Raw genomic sequence first — 22,575 nt, forward strand, 5'->3', positions numbered from 1 at the left:
CCGCCGACATCATGCGGACGAAAGGATAAACATGAAAAAAATCATAACGTTATTGTGCGCGGCATTCTTCGCCTGCGCGGCGTTCGCGGCATGCGGCGGGGAATCGTGCGCGGCAAAAACCGCGCAACAAACCCAGCAGTGCGGACAGAAAGACTGCGCGGGCGCGGCGAAGCAAAAGCAGAAAAAGCCCGAATGCAACGCGCAAAGCTGCGACAAACTGTCGAAAAACAAACACAACAGACAGGGCGGAAAGCTCAAAAACGTCGAGCGCGACACCCTCCATTAATCGGGAGCCGTCCGACAAAAAAAGAAGCGGCGGGATTCGCAAATAAATCCCGCCGCGATAGCATTTATACAAGATTTAGATTAGAACAAAAAGCTCAGCTGCGCCGAAATGACGTGAATGTGCCCGTAGTAGTGCGCCGAGTCTCCCGCCGAACCGCCGTACTGCGAGGGCGCGATTTCGCTGTTGCCGATTGTCATGATGTACACATACGCCATGTCGAGCTTGATGTTTTCGGCAAGGTCGTATCCGAAGCCCGTCGAGAACCAAATGCGGTCGGAACAGGGAATGCGTACGGTTCGGTACTGCGCGCCCTTTACGGGGCTTTCGTCGTAGCAGACGCCGAAGCGCAGGGTCAAATCCTCGATTTCTTCGGGATAGTAGTGCAAGCCGACAGACACGCGCGAGGTGTCCTTCCAGTTTTCCGCCGTGTGCGAAATCAGCGAAGAGCCCTGATAAATGTCCAGATTTTCGAAGCACGACCACGCCGTGTACGAGTAGTCCGCCATGACTGCGAAGTTTTCCAAGTCGCCGAAAAGACGCTGGTAGACGCCCACCGTGAAAGTCTGCGGAAGCGAGACCGACGCCGTGATGTCGCCGCGGTCTACGTCCATGAGCCTGAACGTGCCGTCTACGTCCTGACAAACTTCGCTGCGCCACTGGAAGCCGAAGCGTCCGCCCTCGGCGTATTCCACAGTAAAGCCGATGTTGCCGCCAACGCCCCAGCCGCTTGCGTTGAGCGCGATTGCCTCTCCGAACGGAACCGCGGCAATGCCCTGCGTCAATTTGCAGTAGGCGTACTGCGCGCTGACGCCGCCGCCGATTGTGAGCCAGTCGTTGACTTTGTACGCAACGCTGGGGTTGATGTCGATAGTCAGCATGTAGCTGTGCACGCCGTGCTGCCTGCCAATCCAGTTGGAGTCGTACTGGGATTCAAGGCCGAAAGGCGCGGTTACCGAAATCGAGCCGAAAAGCTCCTCGGTGAATTTGTGAACCGTAAAAATGTTCGGCACGAACGAATTGCGCGCGCAGTCATAGTTCTTGCCGTCCTTCGACATTCCGAGCGTCGGCAGAACCGCCGAAAGCCCCGTGGAGACCATCGTCTGCCCGACTTCCATGTCGATAAACGAAACCGCGGCGGGGTTGAGATACGCCGCGGAGGCGTCGTTGCTGGCGTTTACGGTAGCTCCCGCCATCGACGTTCCCATGTTCGACGCGCCCTGCTCGAGCACCTGAAAGCCCGCGCCGAACGCCGTTGTAGCGGCTAAAACCGAAGCCGCGAATATTGCCTTTTTCATGTCCTTAATTTTCATTGTACGCGCAGGATACACTGAACAATCGTTCAGTGTCAAGAAAAATACTGAATGAACGTTCATTTAGCCGCGCGGCGTGCAAAACGGCGGGAAAAGATTTCCAAGAGCAACCCCGCAAAAGCAAAAGCCGCAAAACGTCGGACTGCGGCGGAAGAAGCGGCATACTTTGCGCGGATTAATCCCGCCTGAGTCGCAGTCGATACGGCGAAAAAGAGGCTTTGAGCTTAATTTTCGTTGCGCATCTGCGCCGCGCACAAGCGTCGGAAGCGCGGAAATTAATATTGCGCCCGCCATTAAAAGATACCGAGCGGCGCATGCGCAAATTTCCGACGCTGCGCAAAGCGCGGGAGAGGGCCGCCCTACCGCGAAGACGCGCCGGCTTGGGTTCGCCTCGGCTTTGCGGCGGTTGCGCGGCGCGGTTTTGACGCCGCAGTTTGCGGAGCATGCCGCCCGCGCGAATCGGAGTCCGACTCTTTCACAAGGTCGTAGAACCGCAACAAATCCTCCGCTATGCGGCGGCGCACATAGTCGTCGCCCGAAGTTTCGGTAATATAGGTAGTGCGTCCGAGAATCGAAAGGATTGTCGCCCCCACGAAATTTGTGGGCAGCTGTTTTATTTCGCCGCGCTTTTTTGCGTTGTCTATCACGCGAACCGCCTTTGCGAACTCTCCCAACGCGTACTTTTTAAAGCGCGGCTCGCGCATGATTACGGCGGAATAAAGCGTGTTGTATTTGAGAATGTCGAAGCGCGTCCGCCCGCAACAGGCTATGTTTTTATGCACGTCTATGACGTGCAAAATGAAGTCGCGAAACGAGATTTCGTCCAAGTCGATGGTGGTGAGGTAGCCGTCGAAAAAGTACTGGGTGCACGCCGCCAAGATGAGGTCGGACTTGTTTTTGAAATAGCAGTAGAGAAGCCCGCGCGACATGCCAAGCTCCTTTTGAATGTCGCTTACGGATACGGAATCGTAGCCCTTGCGAATGAGGAGCATGAAGGTTTTTTCGAGGATTTTTTCGCGCGTGTCTTTCACAACAAACAGAGACTGCCAAATATCGGGCGGAAATCAAGCCGAAAGGCGGAACGCCGCGCGGCGCAAAATTCAGACGCGGCGGACGCCGTAAAAAACCGCGCCGAGAAGCGTGGCAAAACGCGGCTTGCGCGAATCCGCGCCCCACTCTATGCCGACGCCGAAAATTTCGCGCGAGATTTTCGAAACGTCGAAGCCGACCGCCTCCAACGAAGTCCGCATTTTGTCGGGGTGCAGGCACGCCCTGCCCGACGCGCGGGCGCATATTCCGCAAAGAATGCAGCTGCCCGCGTACATGCCCAAGCCGCCGAGCGCGGACTCCGCCGCGAGAATTTCGGCGTCGAAGCCCGCGCGTTCCGCGTCGTAGGCGTCGGCTATCGCCCCCGACGCCGCGACGCGCCGCAACAACAGCCGAACCGTCGGAAATTTCCGGTATCCGCACGGCGTTTCGAACGGCGGGCACGACCATTTTGCGCCGTAGTTCGGACAGCTTTTGCAAAGCTCCGACGACACGCTTTCGTCGAAAAACCGCGAGAGCAGTTCGGAAGTCGAAACGTCCTTTGCAAAAGATTCCGCCATTATCTTTTTCTGAACAGCCAGAGCGCGAATGCCGTAAGCGCGCCGTTTAAGATGAGGAGCGAGAAGCCCAAGTCGAAGCCGAAGAGCGCGGAGGTTGTCCAGTTGACGGCGAAGCAGAGCGCGGGGGAGGCAACCGCGATGTACGGCGCGGCGCGGTCGATTACGTCGTACTTTGTGAACATGCCGAAAAAGAACATGCCCAAGAGCGGCCCGTAGGTGTAGGCGACGAGCTTGTAGACCAAGTTCACGACGGCGTCGTTGCTTATTATGTAGAGCGCGACGATTATCGCGAAAAACAGCACCGCGAACGCCGCGTGCACGGAATTGCGCAGGAAGACCCTGCGTTTTTCGGAGAGGTCGGAGCGCGTTTCGAATTTGAGGAAGTCTACGCAGAACGAAGTCGTAAGCGCGGTAAGCGCGTTCGCCGCGCTCGGATACGACGCCGACACAAGCCCCACCAGAAACAGCGTTCCGCCGAAAAGCCCCATTTGGCGGCTCGCGACGGCGGGGAAAATTTCGTCGGTTTTTTCAAGCCCCAAGCCCGCCATGCCGCCGATTTTATCCACATAAATGCAAAGCAGCGCGCCCAAAAGCAGAAAGAAATAATTGACCGCAAGCTGAATCGCGCCGAGCGAATAGAAGTTTTTTTGCGCCGATTTGATGTCGGCGCACGAAAGCGATTTCTGCATCATCGACTGGTCCAAGCCCATCATCGCGACGGTTACAAACACGCCCGCCACAAGCTGCTTGAAAACGTTTGTAGCGGAGTCCCAGCGCATGTCGAACATGTCGCAAAAGCGCGTCCCCGCAACGTTGGGGTTGTCCGCCCCGGCGACCGCCGACGCCGTTTCCGAGAAATTCCAGCCCATGTTTTTGCACACGAAAAAAATCGTGAAGGCGACCGCAGCAATCATGAAAGTTGTCTGCAAAACGTCGGTCCAGATGACGGTTTTTACGCCGCCCCTGTAAGTGTACAAATAGAGCACCGCAAGAAACACGAACGCCACGAACGCGAACAAAAGAATGTCGGCGGACGAGTGCAACACCCAAGACTCCGACTTCGGCACGAAAGTGTAGAGCACGAGGATTACAACGAAAATTCTCACCGCCGCCCCAAGCACGCGCGAGACCATGAACACCGAAGTTCCCGTTTCGTGCGAAATCCGCCCGAAGCGTTTGCCCAAATACGCGTAAATCGACGTAATGTTCATGCGGAAATAGAGCGGCAACAGCAGCTTTGCTATCACGATATACCCCACAACAAAGCCGAACACGAGCGGCATGTAGTAAAAGTTCTGACGCATGACATTCCCGGGGACGGACACGAAAGTGACGCCCGAAATCGCCGTGCCAACCATGCCGTAGGCTACGACCGCCCACGGGGCTTTTTTGTCCCGCCCGAAAAACGAGTTCGCCGAACCGCCGCGCGAAGTCAGATGCGACACTCCGAACATAGCGGCTGTATAGACGCCGAGAACCAAAAGCAAAAGCCAAAGCGGATACATAAATCAATCCCCCCTGTATGCGTCTACCGCAGCGCGAACCGAGCCGTGCTCGAGCAGAAGCGACTTCGCTCTGTCGTAGTCGCCAAGCCCCGTTTCGTCCATAATCATTCTCGCGCCCCTGTCCACGAGCTTTTCGTTCGAAAGCTGCATGTCCACCATTTTGTTGCCGCGCACGCGCCCCAATTTTATCATGATTGAAGTTGAAACCATGTTGAGCACAAGCTTCTGCGCCGTGCCCGACTTCATGCGCGTGCTGCCCGTCACGAATTCGGGGCCGACGACAGCCGCTATCGGGATTTCGCATGCAGCCGCGATTGCCGAATCGGGGTTGCAGACAACGCACGCGGTGAGCATGCCGAGCTTCCGCGCGTTCTCAATCGCGCCCAGAACGTAGGGGGTGCGCCCCGAAGACGCAATGCCCACAAGAGTGTCGTTCGGAGCCGGCTTGTAGGCTAAAATGTCGCGCCAGCCCTGTTCGGCGTCGTCCTCGGCGTTTTCGACCGCCTTGCGTATCGCGCCGTCGCCGCCCGCAATCAGACCGATTACCACGCCGTCGGGAACGCCGTATGTCGGGGGAATTTCCGAAGCGTCCACAACGCCCAGCCTGCCGCTCGTGCCCGCGCCGATGTAGAAAAGCCTGCCGCCCGAGCGCATTCTCTCAGCCGCGCCGTCTACGAGCCGCGCAATCTGCGGAATGCATTTTTCGACCGCAAAAGCCACGGTTTTATCCTCGGCGTTTATGCCTTGCAAAAGTTCGAGCGTGGACATTTTGTCCAAATTCGAGTAGTGTGATGGTTGTTCTGTGATTCTCATTTTCGGAGATTAAAATTGAAAACTGCGCGGGGCGGCGCATGCGCCCCGTTGTCGGCGTATTTATTTTACGTTCCCGCGAAGGCGTCAAAGAATAAAACGCGCGATTTCGGTAAATGTCAAAATAGTCCAACTACTCCGCAGTTTGGACGGGGGAATCCGCCGAAAACCTGCGGAGCAAAACCCTGTCCCACGCCGCCGCCGCAAACGCCGTAAGCGGAATTGCCAAAACCATGCCCAGAATGCCGCCGAGGGCGATTCCCCAAAAGAACACCGAGAATATGATGACAGTCGGGTGAAGCCCCGTGCGGTCGCCCATGATACGCGGCGTGAGAACGTATCCCTCCAAGCACTGAACCGCACAGAAAACGCCCAAAGCCGCGAGAGCCGTGAGCCAGCCGCCGTCGGCCTGCAACAGCGCGACGGGCAAAATAGTTCCAAGTCCCACGACCGTTCCGAGGTAGGGAACGAGGTTCAAAATGCCCGCGAAAAATCCGAGCAAAAATCCGTACGACACCCCGACCGACAAAAATCCGACTCCGTACAGCACGCCCATAATCAGCGCAATCAGCAACTGCCCCCTGAAAAACGCCGACATTATTTCCGAAAACCTGCGTACGAAAAACACGATGTCGCCGCGCACGGAGGGCGAGGCGAACGCGAGGTTTTTTTCGAGCTTCGAATAGAAGTCGAAGTTTGAGGTAAGCATGTAGTAGAGGTAAATCGGCACGACCGCAAACGCCGCAAGGAACGAGAAGAACGACACAAGCCCGCCCGTCGCCGCGACCGCCGTTTCGAACACCTTTTTCGCGGCGGCAGCAGCCGCCGCAAACGACGCATGCTCCGCCGCCGCGCGTTTCATTTCGGCGACGTATCCGCGCAGGGTTTCGCGCGAATCGGGGTAGCGTTCGGCGATGTTGCGCGCCGCGCGTTCGGCAAGAGCGGGAAGCTCGCCGCAGATTTCCCCGATTTCGGAAACCGCCCGCGGAAGCGCGAACGCCGCAAGAGCCGCCGCGCACGCCGCCGCCGCAACGCAGACGATTCCGCACGCCGCCGAAGCCGACACATGCGCCCTGCGCGAAACAAAATCCACAAGCGGCGAGAGAATGAACGAAAGAATCAGCGCGGCGGCTACGGGAGCTACGACCGCTCCGAATTTCGACAGAAACGCCGAAAGAAGCGCGAACAACAGCACGACGAACGCGCCTATCGCGAAAATCGAGAGGCACGCCAACGCCGCGCCGAAAAGTTTTTGCTGGAAAGCGGTAAACATTTGTAAAAAATAAAGTGTCTATCGGAAAACAATGCAAACAAATTCGGATATTTCGGCGGCGCGCGGCGGTTTCGAAAAAATGGAGATACGCGGCGCGCGCGAGCATAATTTAAAAAACGTCAACCTCGACATTCCGCGCGGGAAAATCGTGGCGTTCACGGGTCGGAGCGGATCGGGAAAATCGTCGCTTGCGTTCGACACAATCTACGCGGAGGGGTACAGAAAATACATGGAGAGCCTCTCAGCCGACGCCCGACGGCTGCTCAGCCAGATAGACAAACCCGCGGTGGAGTCGATTCGCGGGCTGTCGCCTGTAATCGCGATAGAGCAGGTGAAGTCGCTCGGCTCGAACCCGCGCAGCACGCTCGCAACGCTCACCGAAATAGCCGACTACGCAAGGGTGCTTTGGAGCCTTGCGGGAGAGCAGCGCTGCCCCAAAGACGGCGGAAAAATCTCGCGCCGAAGCGTGGACGAATGCGTAGACGCGGTGCTCGCGCTTCCGCAAGGCTCGCGCGTTTACATTCTCGCGCCGCGCGGCTCGTTCAAGCCCGCCGCGGCGAAGGCGGAAATCAAAAGCCTGCGCCAGCGGGCGTGGCAGAGGGCGCGTCTCAACGGCGAAATCTTCGAGCTTGACGACCCCGCCGCCGAACGCGAGCTTTTCGAAAAATTCAAGTCCGAAAAACTTTTGAAACTCGACCTCGTGATAGACCGCTTTCCGCTCTCGTCGGCGGCGCGGGGAAGAATTGCGGACTCGCTCGAACTCGCGCTCCGCGAGGGCGCGGACAAGGCTCTTGCCGCGTACTCCGCCGGCGGCAAAAGCGGCGAGCTTGTGCTAAGCACGGCGTTTGCCTGCGAAAAATGCGGCGAAATCTACGCGCCGCTTACCGTGAGAAACTTCTCGTTCAACCACCCCGACGGCGCGTGCAAATTCTGCGGCGGAATCGGGCGCGTAATGCGCACGAGCGAAAAGCTCGCCGTGCCCGACGACTCCAAAAGCGTCGCGGGAGGCGCAATCAAGGCGTGGAGGGTCGGGGCGAAGAGCATAATAATTGCCCACAACAGGATTCTGCGGCAGCTCGCCGAACAAATCCCGTTCGACACAAGCGTTCCGTGGCGCGACCTCCCCGCCGAAACGCGGAAAATCCTGCTCTACGGGGACGACTCGCGGACGTATTTTCTGCGGCTCAAACGCGGAAACTGCAAGGCGGCGGAAGTGCATTTCGGGGGAGTCCTCGCCGAGGTGGACAGGCTCTGCGCGGAAACGACAAGCGACGGACTCCGCGCAAGGCTTTCGGTGTTCCAGATGTCGTCGGAGTGCCCCGTCTGCGGCGGCGCGAGGTTTTCGGAGCGCACGCGCAACGTGTTTGTGGAGGGCGTCTCGTACGACAAATTCTGCGCGATGAGCGTGGCGGAGTCGCTGGCGTTTGTGAAGTCGCTCGAAAGCCTGAAAAAATACGACAGCGTGCGCGACGCCGTAAACGGGCTTCGCGACAGGCTCGGATTCCTGAACACGGTTGGGCTTTCGTACATCTCGCTCGACCGCGAGGCGTCTACGCTTTCGGGCGGCGAGGCGCAACGCGCGAGGCTCGCAACGCAGCTCGGAATGGACCTGACGGGCGTTACATACGTCCTCGACGAGCCGACAATCGGGCTTCACCCGTCCGACGACGCAATGCTGATAGGCGCGCTCAAAACGCTCAAAGACAGGGGGAACTCTGTCCTGCTTGTCGAGCACGACGAAGCCGCCCTCCGCGCGGCGGACTGGGTTGTGGAACTCGGCCCCGAAGCGGGCGAAAAGGGCGGCGAGCTTACATTCAACGGAACTCTCGCCGACTGCCTGAAATCGAAAACGTCGCGCACGGGAATGTACCTTTCGGGACGCGCGAAAATCGGGCGTCCGTCGCCGCGGCTCTCGCCCGCAAACGGCTGGCTCACGGTCAAAAAGGCGAGGGAAAACAACCTCAAAAACATCGACGTAAAATTCCCCGTCGGGCTGTTCACCGTGGTTTGCGGGGTATCAGGCTCTGGAAAATCCACGCTTGTGAACGACATTCTCGCAAAGGCCGCCGCCGCAAAGCTGAACGGAGCAAAGGAAATCGCGGGGGCGCACGGCGGCATCGCGGGCTTCGACAACTTCGACACCTGCGTGCGCGTAGACCAGTCGCCGATAGGCAAAAGCCCGCGCTCGAACCCCGCAACCTACACAAAGCTTTTCGACCTCCTGCGCGAGCTTTACGCCCAGACGCCGCTTGCAAAAATGCGCGGCTACTCGGCGGGGCGGTTCAGTTTCAACGTCAAGGGCGGACGCTGCGAGCACTGCCGCGGCGACGGCTCAATCTGCCTAGACATGCAGTTTTTGGGCGAAGTCTACATCACCTGCCCGTCGTGCGGCGGCAAACGCTACAACCGCGAGACGCTCGAAGTGCGCTACAAGGGGCTGAACATCGCCGAAGCCCTGAACCTGACGGTAGACGAGGCGCTGGGCGTGTTCGCGGCGTACCCGCGGATTGTCGCAAAGCTCAAAACGCTCAGCGACGTCGGGCTTGGCTACATCAGGCTCGGACAGCCCGCAAACACGCTTTCGGGCGGCGAGGCGCAGAGGATAAAACTTTCGCTCGAACTCTCGCGGCGCACGCACGGACGCGCCCTCTACATTCTCGACGAACCCACCACGGGACTGCATTGGGACGACATCGACAAACTCCTCAAACTGCTCTTCGAACTGCGCGACGCCGGCAACACGATAATCGTAATAGAGCACCACCCCGACTTCGTGAAGCTCGCCGACTGGCTTGTGGAGCTTGGACCGACGGGCGGCGCGGCGGGCGGATACGCGGTTTTCGAGGGAACTTTCGACGAATTGAAGTCGGCGGACACTCCCACGGCAAAATTTGTTCGATAAATATAAAAAAATACTCGATTTTTCTTGCAGCGCCACATTATTATTTAAGGCATGGATTTTACTTCGATTTTCCCGACGCCCGTATTGGCTTCGTCGCCTGCGGATTATTTCATTCAGTCGAACTTCGCGGGGCAGGTCATTGTCGTGATACTGCTTGCGATGAGCATATACGCATGGGGAATCATGATTTGCAAAAAAGCCGACCTCTCGGCAATCGAGGAGATGAACGCAAAAACCGCGCGTCTGCTGAAATCGTCGAACCTCGTCGAGGCGGCAAGCTCGAAATCGATTCAGGGGCCTTTCGCAAAACTGCTAAAAAACGCGGTCAATGCGTGGCTTGAAGTCGGCATTTCGCCCAACGACAGGGCGGCGAGAATTTCGTATGTGGAAAACACGCTCGGGCGCACGCTCGCGCGGCAGCAAATGCAATACAACTCAAAAATGACGCAGCTCGGAACAATCGTGAGCGGCGGGCCGTTTCTGGGGCTGCTCGGCACGGCGTGGGGCGTCATGGACTGCTTCGGGTCGATGAGCTCGCAGGCGTCGGTCACATTGCAAATGCTCGCCCCCGGCGTTGCGGGTTCGCTTTTGACGACCGTCGCGGGGCTTGTGGTCGCAATCCCGTCGGTGTTCGGCTACAACATGCTCGCCGACAAGGCGCGTAAAATTTCGGTCGATACCGAAAACTTCGCAAGCCTCATCGCCGACAGAATCGAAATGGAATCGCGCGAGCACTCCGAGGAGGTCGAACCTGTCCGCCAGCCCGCAAAGCCCGCCCCCGTGCGCGAAATTCCGCAGGCGAAGGCGTCCGCGCCCGTCCGCACCGCGCCCGAAACGAAAATCATGGACTTTTCCCTCGACGACGAGGACGACGGCAGCCCCACCCCGCCCCGCCAATTCGACGAATAGCAAACGGCCATGAAATTCCGCACGAAAATAGAGCAGTCGGGGCTGACCGAACTCAACGTAACGCCGCTCATGGACTTGGCGTTCTCGCTGCTTATCATTTTCATGATAAGCACGCCGCTGCTCGAACAGACAATCCCCGTCCACCTGCCCAAGCAGGACAAAAACGACGCAAGCCAACGCCCCGACATAGACTTTCAGCTAATCTCGATTAAGGAGAACGGCCAGATTTACTGGGGCAAACAACCCGTGGACCTCGTGCAGCTCGACACCCTGCTCGGCGCGCTGGCGGGGCAGCCCGAACCGCCCGCAATCAGCCTGCGCGGAGACCTCTCGCTGCCCTACCAGAAAATAGTCGACGTGATTTCGGCAATCAAACGCCACAACCTCACGAAACTCCATTTGGACACGGAAGTCAAATGACGCCCGACAATACCAAGTTCGGCTATTACTGCTCGCTCGCGCTCCATATTTCGGTAAGCGTGGCGGCGATTGTGTCGGTGCTCGTAAGCTCGATTTTCAAGAGCGAGCCGCACCCCATTGACCCGAATCAGGTATTCGAAATGGTAGAGCCGCCAGAACCCGCGGCAGAAGCCCCCGCGCAGGCGGAAACCGCGCCCGAAGCCCAGCCCGACCTGGAACAGGACTTGAACCTTGAACCCGTCGAGCCTATCGAGCTTCCCGACCCCGCGCCCGAACCCGAGCCTACCCCGCCCGCGCCGAAGCCAGAACCCACACCCGCGCCTACGCCCAAGCCCCCGAAAAAGCCGAAGGTCGAAAAAAAGCCCGAACCGAAGCCGCAGAAAGTTTCGTATCAGGATTTCGCAAAGAAAAACCCGAAAAAACCGCGCAAAAGCGCGCAGACTCCGCGCACACAGGCGCCAGTGAAAGTCGGGAAAATCAGCGCAAAGACGGGCAACATCGACAACATCGCAAAACTCGGCGCAAGCATTTCGGGCAAGGCGGGCACAAGCGCGGCAATGCGGAACATGCTCGCCGCGTACATCGGCGAAATCAAGCGCAAGGCGGAATCGAACTGGGCGATTCCCGTTACCGCGCAAAACTCCGACCTCTCCGCAAAAGTCGAATTCAGGGTAAGCAAAAACGGCGAAATCAGCGGTCTGCGGATTATAAGAAGCAGCGGAAACGCGGAGGTTGACAACTCGATTCTCGCGGCTCTGCGCTCGATTTCCCTCACACCGCCGCCCGACAACGAACCGCACCACATCACGATTACGTTCTCGATTCTCTAATTTGCAAAACGCGCAGTTGCAGAAACGGCCGCGCGTTTTTTTGCGGGCGAAAATTTCGCAAAACGCCGCCCGCGCATTCGCAAATTCCGCCATGCAAACCGCAAAATTCGCCATGCGCGGCGGATGATGCCTGCGTAGGCAACGCGCCGCGCGCAATTCCGCAAAAAGCGGAGCGGAAAAGTCGCCCGAGCCGCCCTACGCCTTTTTAGGCGCGCGCAGGGACGACACGAGGGAGGCCGCAATCAGCGCAATGCCCGCAAGCCCCGTGATGATTTCGGGGACTTCGCGGACGGTCGAAACGAACATCAGCGCGGCGAGCGAGCCAATCGCCCAATACGCGCCGTGGGTGAGGTACAGAAGTTTGTCGAGCGTCTTTTTTTCGACGAGAACCACGGTCATGGAGCGCACGAAAAACGCGCCCACCGCAAGCCCGAGTGCGATAATCACGATGTCTTTCGTGAGAGCAAACGCCCCAAGCACGCCGTCGAGCGAGAACGACGCGTCAATCAGTTCGAGGTATATGAACGCCGCAAGCCCCGCGTGTTTGAGCGCAAACGCGTGCTTTTGCGCCGCCATTTTTTCGAGCTTGCCGCTGGCCCCGTGGATTGCCAAATGCGTCGCGATGCCCGCAACGCCCGCAAAAAACGACATCTTGATTTCGTCCGACGGAATGAAGAACTGGACGGCGCAAAGGGCGGCGAGCGTCAAAACGGTCGGCGCAATTTTGAATCTGCCGAGCCTGTGGAGGGGCTTTTCAAGAGGGGAAATCCAGTGGAGCGTTTTTTCGCGGTCGAACATGAACTCGAAAAACAGCATGAAAAGGAACGCGCCGCCGAACGAGGAAATCCCCACGTGGGCGTGCGAAAGGTGCGCGGCGTACTCGTCGGGATTGTGCAAAGCCAAGTCGAGAACCGCCCCGCACGAAATTCCCGAAAACGCCGCGACAATCACAATCGGGAAGACGAAACGCATTCCGAAAACCGCTATCGCAATGCCCCAAGTTAGAAAGCGTCTGCGCCAGATTGGCGGCATTTTTTCGAGCTTGGCGGCGTTGACAACGGCGTTGTCGAACGACAGACTCACTTCGAGCGCGCTGATGATGAGAGCAGCAATCAAATCCTTAAAGCCAAGCCCCGCCTGCACGGATTCCCCGCGCCAAAACGCGAAAACCATTCCGCAGATAAGGACGAAAAACGACCACTTAAAATACTTCATAATTGTTTCCATAATAAAAAATTTGCCGACTTCCGAAAAAGCCGGCATTTGAGTATATAAAAAATCGAATCACTCGCGTTTTTTCTCGGTAATGGGCAGCATTTGACCGCGTCTGAAAAGCGTAATCTGCCCCGTGCTCGACGAAACCACAAGCGAAATGCAGTTCGCCATGAGCGAAATGGAATACGCCGCCGCGTGGCGCGCGCCCAGCCCGCCGGGGAGCTGCAACTTGAAGTCGGGCGTGTGGATTAGCGAGCCGGCCGACTCCAAAATTCCGCCGCCGTCGATGATAAACGCGCCGTCGATGAGAGAATACTCCTTTACGGTTTCGTCCATGAAAGGGTTTAGAATGTTTCGGTCTTCGGGTTTGTAGCCGTAGAACGGGTTTAGAATCAGCTGTTTGATGTGCGGTTTAAGCTCGGCAACGTCGCCGATAACGAAGATGCAGCCGACGGGCTTGCCCTCGCGCCCCTCCACCGAAAGCTCCGTCGCAATGTCTATTACGCGCTCAATTACTTCGGGCTTCACGCCGTCGGGCAAAAGGTTTTTCTGCCCGATGAAAATGTCGGAGTATTCCTTTTCGATGTCGAGGATTACGATAGTGTCAATCTTGTCGCTTTCGAGAACGCCGCCGATACAGCAGATTTTCTCCTTCACGCCGAAGATTCCGCGCGTGATTCCAATCATCAACGCGCTCCTCAACTGCGAAAAGCGCGACTTCGAAAACGCCCTGACGTTCACGAGCTGCCACGACGGCGGAATCGGAAGCGTCGGGTTGTCGCTCACCACCACCACCCGCGAGCCGCCCAAGACTTTTGAGAGGTCGGGGAAGTTTTTGAAAGTGTCTCCCTGCACGAGAATCGTGGAGCAATTCGAAACTTTTGCGATTTTCACCGCCGAGCGCATGATGAGGTCGTTTGTTTTTACGACCTCCGAAAGTTTTTTGCGCAACTCGCGCGTGGGCTTGTCGGTCTTCGACGAGTCTCCGCCCGACTGCGGCTTGCCGAAAATCCCCGAAACCGCCGTCCTGAACGAGGACAAATCCTTTGCGCTTTTTATGCGCAGGGCCGCCTCGGAATCCGCCGAAAAGATTTTCGCGAACATCGAAAGCGTGTCCATGTACGATTCCACATGGTCGTTCGACAGCAGCAGGAACACCATGCAAAGCCGTTTCGGCTCTTCATTGTCCCTGATTTTCACGGGGTTTTCGCAGCGTCCCGCCGCGATTACATATTTTTGTTTAAGCCCCTCCACGCGCATGTGCGGCATGCAAATTCCGCTTTCGAGATACGTCGAGATTGCGTTCTCGCGCTCCACAAGCCCCTGCATGACGGCGTTTCTGTCCGCCGAACCCAGAGCGGAGTCGGGCACGGCGGCGAGAAGCTCGGTCAAAACGCCCCTGAAATCGACGCTCTTTACGTCGATTATTCTGGATTTTTTGAGGAATCTTGCGAGCTGCATGCGTTAGTTCGACTTCGGAATGTTCCAGTTGAGGGCGTCTTTTTTGACTTCGTAGAAAAGCCCCGCCGCCATGAGCGCAATGAAGAACATCACGGGAAGCGCAACCGGCAGTTTCTCCGAAACGAGGTCGGGATACGCCATCGCCAGCGGAAGCATGAAGACCACTTCGATGTCGAACACCACAAAAAGCATTGCAACCAGATAGAACCTCGCCCCGAAGCGCGGGTGCGGTATGCCTTCGGGCGCGTTGCCGCATTCGTATGCCGAATCTTTTACGGCGTTCGTTTTTGCGCGCTGTCCGAAAATGTGGCTCGCCGCGACAATCGCCGCGCCCATTCCGACCGCGACCACGATTTGCACCAATACGGGTATGTATGAAACCGGTTCCATATGTCTAAAAAGTCTTCACAGCGGCGTGTGTTTGTCAAATATTTTACTCCAAAAAGGTTGAAGGGGAAGCGGGCTGTTGTTTTATTGTTCGGCAAAAAATCGCAATGGCGGACAAAATTTTAACCGACGCGCTGAAAAAATACTTCGGGCACGACTCTTTCAGAAGCCCGCAGGACGAAATCGTCGCGTCGATTTTGTCGGGCAGGGACACGCTTGCAATCATGCCCACGGGCGGCGGCAAAAGCCTCTGCTACCAGCTGCCCGCAATGCTGCTCGACGGCATAACGCTTGTGGTTTCGCCGCTAATCGCGCTGATGAAAGACCAGGTGGACGCGCTGGCCGCCCGCGGCATTCCCGCGGCGATGATAAACAGCTCGCAGACTTGGGAACAGCAGTGCGAAGTGCTTGCGGCTCTCGAACGCGGCGAGCTGAAACTTGCGTACGTCGCGCCCGAAAGGTTCAGGGCGCAGTCGTTTTCGCGGGCGTTGGGCAGGGTGAAAATAGGCCTGTTCGCGGTGGACGAGGCGCACTGCATAAGCCAGTGGGGGCACGACTTCCGTCCCGACTACATGCGGCTCGGCGAGACGCTCGACAGGCTCGGACGCCCCGTGTGCGCGGCGTTCACGGCGACGGCAACCCCCGAAGTGAAGTCGGACATCGCCGAACAGCTCAGACTGCGGGAGCCGGCCGTGTTCGTCTCCGGCTTCGCCCGCCCCAACCTTTCGTTCAACGTGAGGGAGGTTTCGAGCAAGGCGGAAAAATTTACGCGGATTTGCGGGCTGATAGACAAATACAAGTCGGGCATAATCTACTGCGCAACGCGCAAGAGCGCGGAGGCTCTGTCGGAATCGCTCTGGCGCGACGGCGTAAGGCACACGCTCTACCACGGCGCAATGACGCCCTCGGAGCGCGACATCGCGCAGGAGGATTTCATCGGCAAAAAGACCGACGTCGCGGTCGCCACAAACGCGTTCGGCATGGGAATCGACCGCCCCGACATCAGGTTCGTCTGCCACTACGAGCTTCCGGGGAGCGTGGAGGCTCTATATCAGGAGTCGGGACGCGCGGGGCGCGACGGCGGAGAGTCGTACTGCGAAATGCTGCTCATGTACGCCGACAAGCGCGTTCAGGAATTTTTCATAGAGGGCGCAAACCCAGACCTGCCTTTCATTCGCAACACATACCGCGTTCTGCGCGAAAACGCCGACAATGCAAACGAGTGCTTCATGCCGATAGACAATATTGCCGAAGAAGTCGCCGACATCGCGCGGTTTTCGGGCGGGAGAAAGACGCCGCGCGGGAAATTCGGCGGGAGCGGCGCAAACTCCATGGCGGTTTCGAGCGCGATTTCGATTTTGCGCAGGTACGGCTTCATCGAACGCTTCGACGTTCCGTCGTCGAGGGTTCGCGGCACGCGCCTGCTAAGCCCCGACGCCGACGAAACGGCGGTCGTCTTCCCCGACGGCATGCTCGAAGAAAAGCGGCGGCGCGACGAATCAAAGCTCAGGGACGTCCTGCGCTACGCGTACTCAAAGGAGTGCCGCCAGCGGTGGATTCTCAAATACTTCGGAGAGCGCAGCGACGAGCCTTGCGGCAAGTGCGACGTCTGCCGCGAAGCCCCGCAAACGCAGGTTTTTGAAACGCTGCCCGAATACGAACTTACGGAAGTTCGCAAGGCGTTGAGCTGCGTGGCGAGAATGTCGGTAAAAGTCGCCCCGCGCGAATGGCGGCCGCGCTTCGGGCGCGAGAAAATCGTGAAGTGCATGCTCGGCAGCAAAGACGAAAAACTGCTCTCGGCGGGTCTCGACAAGCTTTCGACATACGGAATCCTCAAAGAGCACGGAACAAAATTCTGCTCCGAGCTGTTCTCGCGCATGATTGAAGCGGGGCTTGTGGAAATTTTCGACGGCGAATACCCGCTCGCGGGGCTTACGGACTTCGGGGTGTCGGTAATGCTCGGCGAAGTCTCGGAGCTTAAAATGCAGTATCCGCGCTGGGTGTCGAAGACGGGACGCGCAAAAATTCTCGCCGAAAAGAAGTCGGGCGGAGGCAAAGCCCGCGCAAAGAATGCTTCCGACTCCCCCGAACTTTCGACCGACGACCAAGCCCTCTACGACGCGCTCGCAAAAGTAAGGCTCTCGCTCTGCGCGCGCATGAAGATTCCGCCGTTTAGAATTTTCACCAACGCAGTCCTCCGCCAGATGGCGGAACAACGCCCGCAAACGCGCGAGGCTGCGCTCGAACTTAAAGGCGTGGGAGAGTCGAACGCGCGTTTTCTTCCGCGTTTCCTTGAAACCGTGTCGAAATTTGCCGATTAAAAAAAATCGACAAACACAACGGTTTTAATACCGTACAAAACAGAAAGGTTCGACATGGATAAATACAAATGCGAAGTCTGCGGCTATGTCTACGACCCCGCCGTCGGCGACCCCGACAACGGCGTAGACGCGGGCACTCCGTTCGAAAAGCTCCCCGAAGACTGGGTCTGCCCCGTCTGCGGAGTCGGCAGGGACAGCTTCGCGAAAGTCGGAAAATAGAATATGGAAAAAATCGCGGAAGGAATATTCTTCTGCGGAACATGCGACAGGCAGCGCAAAATTTTCGACCAGCTTGTCCCGCTTCCGCAAGGCACTACATACAACTCATACCTCGTCGTCGGCGCGGACAAAACCGCGCTCATCGACACAACCTACGCAAAGTTCGAAGACGGATACCTCGAAGCCATCGCGGCGTCGGGAGCAAAGATAGATTATATCATTTCGAACCACGCAGAGCCCGACCACAGCGCGGCGATTCCAGCCCTGCTAAAAATCCACCCGAACGCGGAGGTCTACTGCACGGCGAAATGCGCCGAAAACCTGCAAAACATGCTCGGCGTCCCCGCCGACAGAATCCGCGCTGTTTCCGACGGGCAGGAGCTGCCCCTCGGCGGCAAAACGCTGAGGTTTATGCCCGCTCCGTGGGTGCACTGGCCCGACACAATGCTGACATACCTCGAAGAAGACTCCATGCTTTTTACATGCGACTTTTTCGGCGCGCACTACACTTCTAACGGGCTTTTCGCCGACCTCTCGCCAGAGCTCGCCGAAGCGGCAAAACGCTACTACGCGGAAATCATGATGCCGTTCGCAAACTTCTGCGCAAAATACCTCGCAAAGGTGAAAGAGCTTTCCCCGAAGGCGATTCTGCCGAGCCACGGGCCGATTTACGCCGGCAAAGACTCGGTAGAATTTATCGAAAACCTCTACGAAAAATGGACGGGCGGAAGCTCCGCATGCAAGGCGGTAATAGCCTACGTTTCGATGTACGACAGCACAAAACTCATGGCGGACTACCTCGAAAACGCGCTCGCCTCGCGAGGGGTGCAGGCGGTCAAGGCCGACCTCATGGAAAGCGACGAGGGCGAACTCGCCGAACAGCTTGTGGACGCGGCGGGAATCGTCTTCGGCACTCCGATGGTGCTCAACGGCCCGCACCCGAAGTCGGTCTACCTTGCGTACATTGCAAACATTCTGCGCCCCAAGCTGAAATTCACGGCTGTGTTCGGCTCGCTCGGCTGGGCGGGCAAGCTCGACGCGCCGATTGACGCAATGTTCACGCAAATCAAGCCCCAAAAGCTCGAAACCGTTGCGGTAAAAGGCCGACCGACACCCGAAGACTTCAAGCGGCTCGACGCCCTTGCCGACGCAATCGCCGCGATTACAAAACCGCAATAGCGCAGGTCAAAAAATACCCGAACGCGGAAGAACGCAATTTGCGCTTCCGCTTTTTTTTTGCGCAATCAAGCAAAAGGCAATACGCAAAAAAACGCGCGGAGAAAACCCGCGCGTTCGCGTAAAACTTCGCATTCAAAGCGTCCGAAACGCCGCCCTACTTTATCGAAACTCCCGATGTGTTGTTTTTGCCGAGCTCGAAATGCTTGTAGTCCGCGCCGATTTTTTCGCCGAAGTATTCGAAGTTTTCGAGGCTCAGGTTTTTCACGAACGAATTTTCGTCGACGCCGTCGATGAAAATCGTCCCCTTGAAGTCGCCCTTTTTGCCGTACACTTTGAAGTTTTTAAGGGAGCAGTCGAAAACCTTGCCCGCCTTGTCGGAGTCGGCGTGTATTGTAAGCTTGATTTTGCGCGGATTGGCAATAAGCATGCACATGTCGTTCCCGTTCGAGCGCACGGTGATGTTTTCGAAGGAGACGTTGCGCATGGGCATGGCGTTTGCCGCCTGCAACCAGATTATGCCCTTCGACCAAAATGCCCGCGGGTCGCGGCAGTTGACGGCGTAGAACGGCACGTCGATGTTGCGCACTTTGATGTCCGCCATTTCCGACGCGGCGCACTCGAAGCCGATTCTGAAAATGTTGGCTATGTCCGTCCAGAACAGGCAGTTTTCTATCGAGATATTTTTGCACGGCAGGAACGCGCCGAACGCAGGCTTTCCCGAAATCACCGTGCCTACGGTGCTCTCCGCGCCGCCCATTCCCTTGACGGCGATGATGTCGTCCTGGGCGCGGGCGAAGACGTTTTTAATGGAGACGTCGGAAGTGTTGCAGAGGTCGATTGCGTCGTCGTTAATCATGCGCGAGGCGCAGAGCTTTACGTTGTCGATTTCCACGCCTTTGCTCGACCGCACGACGAACATCCAGCCCGACGGGTCTTTGCAGACGATGTCGCGCACGGAGAGGTTTTCGCATTTGTCGAAGTCGAGCATGTTGCCCGTGCTGAAACGCTCCGACAGCTCGCCGCTCAAAATTCCGCGCCCGCGAACGGAGATGTTTTTGCCCGTCGCCCGAAGCCTCGACTTCACGACAGCCCCGCCCGCGATGTACAGCGTCTGGTTGTCGGAAAGCTTTATTTCGTCGGGAGTGTGCACGCCCGCGCCGAAGTACACAACGTTTTTGTCGCCCGCTTTCGGCGCGTCCTTTTCGAGCGGATTGCCGAAGATTACAAGCGGCATGTTGCGCTCGTCGCGAATCACGACCGCGCTGAACGGCGGCTTTGCGACGTCGAAAACAATCCTGTTCTTTTCCGAAACTTTCGCCTTTATTCGGTTCGGGAACAGCTCCGCCTTGTCGAGGGGCTTGGCGGATTTCACGGTAATTTCGGCGTCGCGGTCGAAATCGAACATCGCAAAGTAGTACTCGCCGCCCTCGAACTGCGGCGACAACGCCTTGTAAATATCCACATTCTTTCCGTTGACGCTCACACTCCAGCTCGTCCGCGCCTTTTCCGAAGCGGGCGCGGGGTAGGTTATTACTGTCGGCTCGGATTTTGCGCACGCGGCAAACGGCAAAACGAACAGCGCGGCAAGCGGCGCGAAGAGTTTTGTTAACATCATTTTTTTCATCATATAATTCACTCCCTGTATTTACATTCAATTTGTTGCTCAAAAAATAAATTCAGACGCGCAAAGGAAAGTCAATAGCGTTTTGCGCGTTTAAAGCGGTTCGGAATACTGACGGCGCGGCGCAAGGATTGCCCTAAAACCCGCCGTTCTCGCGGAGATTTTTTGCGTTTGCCGTTGTCCGATTTTTTCGTTTCGGCAAAGCGGAGTTCCGCTATCTGGGCGCGGCCATCTTTCTGTAAAACAGGAATTGGAAGTCGCGCGGCGGAAGGTCTATGCGCAGGTCTTTGAAGTCCCTGCCCGATATTTTCGACTTCGAGCCGTCCTTGTTTTCGATTTCGTACACCGCGTTTTCGTCGATTCCGCGCGGACTGATTCGCAGGAAGCCGGCGGGGCTTTGCCGGCGGCGGAATGCCGCAATGAACCCCCCGCCCGATTCGGGGTCGTGCCCCTGATAGGCGCACCAATTTTCGAAGTTTTCGGGGGCCTGGGTAAGCCTGTAAAAATCGCGCGCAATGTATTTGCGTATGCGTTGAGCCCAGCCGAAATATTCGCGGAGAAGCGGAAGCCGCGACGCGTCTTTCAGCGCCCCCGACGACACGAAAAAGCCGGCGTTCATCGCGCTTGCCATCGCGTATTGGTCGTCGAGGCTCGCGCCGTTGCCGCCCGTATGAGAGGGCAGCCAAGACGACAGGTAGAAAGTCTGTATTTGGTTCGATTCAGCCGCGCCGTCTATCCGCCAGCATTGGGAATCGGAACGCCACACGACGAACGTGCGCGACATCGATTCGCAGTCGAGCCGCCTGCCGCCGCTTGCGCAGTTGTCGAACTGCATTTGCGGGTATTTTTGTTTGAGCGCGTCCCAAAGTTTCAGAACGCCTTCGGCGTGCTTGAGCATGCCGATTCCCCTGCGGTTCGGAGATTTCGAGTCGAGCAGGTCGAATGCGGCGGACATAGTGTCGGCGGGCAGATTGGAGTCCATTCGCCAGACGTCTGCGCCGTTTTCTTCGAGGGTGTTGGAAAGCGTTTCGAACGCGTAGTTCCATGCGTTTTTGTCGCCCAAGTTGAGGACGGCGCGGGAGTTGTCGGGAGATGGCGCAAGAAATTCGGGGTGTTCGCGCCAGAGCGGCGTTTGCGGCATTACGCGCTCGATTTCAATCCAGAGCGAAAATTTCATTCCCGCCGCGTTTGCGGCTTTTGCGAGAGGCAAAAGTTTTTGCGGGTGTACGTTTGTGTTTACGCGCCAATCGCCCGCGTTTTGCATCCAGTCGCCGAAAGCGCCCTTTTTCTTCGGGACGTGCGCGCCGCCGAACCAACCCGCGTCGACGCCGTACATCGAAAACGGCAACTCGTGAACCCGCGCGAAGTCGGCGATGTTTACGAGCTTTTCGGTCGGAATGTTGCCGCCTATGCTCGTATATATAGGGGCGCAAACGGGCTTGCCGACGGCGTCTTTGGGCGTCTTGTGTTCGAACACGAATTTGCGCCAGAGGTTCTGCGCGTCGGCAATGCGCATATTTTTCCGGCGCATTACGAGCACCGACGGCAAACTTACCGACTCTTCGGGATTCAGCGAAAAATCGCAGTCGGGAACGCCGATTTTAAGCGAGAAATTCCGCCTGTCTATTTCGAAGAGCGCGCTCCAGTTCCCGCACCCGCCGACGGCGAACAGCGCGCCGTTTAGCTCGTCGAAATCCGCGCCGAAATAGGGAAGCCAGACCGACGCGGGGTAGCCCGTTTTGTTTTCGAGCAGAAGGGAGTCGGACTGCGGGCGGCGTTCGAGCACTACGGTTTCTTCGGCGAAGTCAAACATTGTAGTTGCCGCGCCTTTCAATCTGCGGATTTTCACCTTGTCGCTTTTAATATTGTCGGGGTTGTTTTTCAGGATTAGCGAGTACACGCATAAGTCCGAAAGGTTTTTCGAAGCCGATTTTTTCGAAACGTTCCGCAGGGTGGTTTTGAATTCGGTTATCGGAAATTTTTTGTATCGGCGGATTTCCCTTTCCACTTGCAGCAGCCCGTCGGGCGAAGTGTAGACGAGCCGTTTCGCCGCGCATTCGGGAGTGTCTTCAAGCGGAGTTTCGGCGGGCGCGCCGAACGCAAGCTGTTCGCCTCCGTATTTTAGCGACGCCGACGCCGCTTCGGGCGCTTCGAAAAGCGGCGCATACTCCGCGGCGCGGGAAAACGCCGCGAAGATAGATGCGCCCGCAACGGCCAATATGGTGTGGATTGCTCTGTTCATAGGGTAAAACTACCAAACGCGGCGTTTTTCTTCAAGCAAAATGCGCGCCCGCGTTGCATGGCAAAAAAAATGTTTGAC

Annotated in this window: 19 protein-coding genes; 8 read left to right on the forward strand and 11 right to left on the reverse strand. The window is 57.4% G+C overall.

From position 1 onward, the window contains the following. Window positions 1-31 precede the first annotated feature (31 nt). Complete coding sequence (locus P3B99_005150; GenBank protein WYJ06598.1) at window positions 32-286, forward strand: hypothetical protein; 255 nt, start codon at window positions 32-34, stop codon at window positions 284-286. Between the two features lie 80 nt (window positions 287-366). Here P3B99_005150 and P3B99_005155 read toward each other — a convergent pair whose 3' ends face one another. From P3B99_005155 to P3B99_005180, 6 genes are all read right to left on the reverse strand, one after another. Next, the gene (locus P3B99_005155) at window positions 367-1,581 is read right to left on the reverse strand and encodes an outer membrane protein transport protein (GenBank protein ID WYJ06599.1); all 1,215 of its coding nucleotides are present in this window, start codon (window positions 1,579-1,581) and stop codon (window positions 367-369) included. A gap of 374 nt (window positions 1,582-1,955) precedes the next feature. Next, complete coding sequence (locus P3B99_005160) at window positions 1,956-2,627, reverse strand: TetR/AcrR family transcriptional regulator (GenBank protein ID WYJ06600.1); 672 nt, start codon at window positions 2,625-2,627, stop codon at window positions 1,956-1,958. 69 nt (window positions 2,628-2,696) lie between these two features. Continuing rightward, the gene (locus P3B99_005165) at window positions 2,697-3,203 is read right to left on the reverse strand and encodes a DUF2284 domain-containing protein (protein WYJ06601.1); all 507 of its coding nucleotides are present in this window, start codon (window positions 3,201-3,203) and stop codon (window positions 2,697-2,699) included. After that, window positions 3,203-4,708, reverse strand: coding sequence for a sodium:solute symporter (locus P3B99_005170; GenBank protein WYJ06602.1), 1,506 nt, complete (start codon window positions 4,706-4,708; stop codon window positions 3,203-3,205). The genes P3B99_005165 and P3B99_005170 overlap by 1 nt, the downstream gene beginning before the upstream one ends. 3 nt (window positions 4,709-4,711) lie before the next feature. Continuing rightward, the gene (gene murQ / locus P3B99_005175; GenBank protein WYJ06603.1) at window positions 4,712-5,521 is read right to left on the reverse strand and encodes an N-acetylmuramic acid 6-phosphate etherase; all 810 of its coding nucleotides are present in this window, start codon (window positions 5,519-5,521) and stop codon (window positions 4,712-4,714) included. Window positions 5,522-5,651: 130 nt separating this feature from the next. Further along, a complete protein-coding gene (locus tag P3B99_005180; protein ID WYJ06604.1) occupies window positions 5,652-6,791 on the reverse strand; it encodes an AI-2E family transporter in 1,140 nt (379 codons plus the stop codon). Between the two features lie 31 nt (window positions 6,792-6,822). On the opposite strand from P3B99_005180, the gene uvrA reads away from it, so the two are divergent. The 4 genes from uvrA to P3B99_005200 are packed head-to-tail and all read left to right on the forward strand — an operon-like array spanning window position 6,823 to window position 11,852. Beyond that, window positions 6,823-9,693, forward strand: coding sequence for an excinuclease ABC subunit UvrA (uvrA, locus tag P3B99_005185; GenBank protein WYJ06605.1), 2,871 nt, complete (start codon window positions 6,823-6,825; stop codon window positions 9,691-9,693). A 51-nt stretch (window positions 9,694-9,744) separates the two neighbouring features. Continuing rightward, window positions 9,745-10,602, forward strand: coding sequence for a MotA/TolQ/ExbB proton channel family protein (locus P3B99_005190; GenBank protein WYJ06606.1), 858 nt, complete (start codon window positions 9,745-9,747; stop codon window positions 10,600-10,602). A gap of 9 nt (window positions 10,603-10,611) precedes the next feature. Further along, entirely contained in the window at window positions 10,612-11,022 is a 411-nt protein-coding gene (locus tag P3B99_005195; GenBank protein WYJ06607.1) for a biopolymer transporter ExbD, read from the forward strand. Then, window positions 11,019-11,852 (forward strand): TonB family protein, encoded by an 834-nt coding sequence (locus P3B99_005200; GenBank protein WYJ06608.1) that lies wholly within the window; start codon window positions 11,019-11,021, stop codon window positions 11,850-11,852. Before P3B99_005195 ends, P3B99_005200 begins: the two co-directional genes overlap by 4 nt. 195 nt (window positions 11,853-12,047) lie before the next feature. Here the strand turns inward: P3B99_005200 and P3B99_005205 are convergent, their stop codons facing one another. The 3 genes from P3B99_005205 to P3B99_005215 form a co-directional block, all read right to left on the reverse strand. Continuing rightward, entirely contained in the window at window positions 12,048-13,067 is a 1,020-nt protein-coding gene (locus P3B99_005205; GenBank protein ID WYJ06609.1) for a DUF475 domain-containing protein, read from the reverse strand. A 69-nt stretch (window positions 13,068-13,136) separates the two neighbouring features. Further along, window positions 13,137-14,528: a diadenylate cyclase gene (locus P3B99_005210; protein ID WYJ06610.1), complete on the reverse strand. Its 1,392-nt coding sequence runs from the start codon at window positions 14,526-14,528 to the stop codon at window positions 13,137-13,139. A 3-nt stretch (window positions 14,529-14,531) separates the two neighbouring features. After that, on the reverse strand, window positions 14,532-14,918 hold the full coding sequence (locus P3B99_005215) for an NADH-quinone oxidoreductase subunit A (GenBank protein ID WYJ06611.1): 387 nt from the start codon (window positions 14,916-14,918) through the stop codon (window positions 14,532-14,534). A gap of 104 nt (window positions 14,919-15,022) precedes the next feature. On the opposite strand from P3B99_005215, the gene P3B99_005220 reads away from it, so the two are divergent. Genes P3B99_005220 through P3B99_005230 form a run of 3 tightly spaced genes read left to right on the forward strand, consistent with a single transcriptional unit; the run spans window position 15,023 to window position 18,634 of the window. After that, window positions 15,023-17,236, forward strand: coding sequence for a RecQ family ATP-dependent DNA helicase (locus P3B99_005220; protein ID WYJ06612.1), 2,214 nt, complete (start codon window positions 15,023-15,025; stop codon window positions 17,234-17,236). Window positions 17,237-17,290: 54 nt separating this feature from the next. Continuing rightward, the gene (gene rd / locus P3B99_005225; GenBank protein ID WYJ06613.1) at window positions 17,291-17,455 is read left to right on the forward strand and encodes a rubredoxin; all 165 of its coding nucleotides are present in this window, start codon (window positions 17,291-17,293) and stop codon (window positions 17,453-17,455) included. Between the two features lie 3 nt (window positions 17,456-17,458). Then, a complete protein-coding gene (locus tag P3B99_005230) occupies window positions 17,459-18,634 on the forward strand; it encodes an FprA family A-type flavoprotein (protein WYJ06614.1) in 1,176 nt (391 codons plus the stop codon). A 154-nt stretch (window positions 18,635-18,788) separates the two neighbouring features. Here the strand turns inward: P3B99_005230 and P3B99_005235 are convergent, their stop codons facing one another. Together P3B99_005235 and P3B99_005240 are read right to left on the reverse strand one after the other, a co-directional pair. Next, on the reverse strand, window positions 18,789-20,261 hold the full coding sequence (locus P3B99_005235) for a glycosyl hydrolase family 28 protein (protein ID WYJ06615.1): 1,473 nt from the start codon (window positions 20,259-20,261) through the stop codon (window positions 18,789-18,791). Between the two features lie 208 nt (window positions 20,262-20,469). Further along, the gene (locus P3B99_005240; protein ID WYJ06616.1) at window positions 20,470-22,497 is read right to left on the reverse strand and encodes an alpha-galactosidase; all 2,028 of its coding nucleotides are present in this window, start codon (window positions 22,495-22,497) and stop codon (window positions 20,470-20,472) included. Window positions 22,498-22,575 lie beyond the last annotated feature (78 nt).

The sequence above is a fragment of the Opitutia bacterium KCR 482 genome, from assembly GCA_029269845.2.
Lineage (GTDB): Bacteria > Verrucomicrobiota > Verrucomicrobiia > Opitutales > Intestinicryptomonadaceae > Merdousia.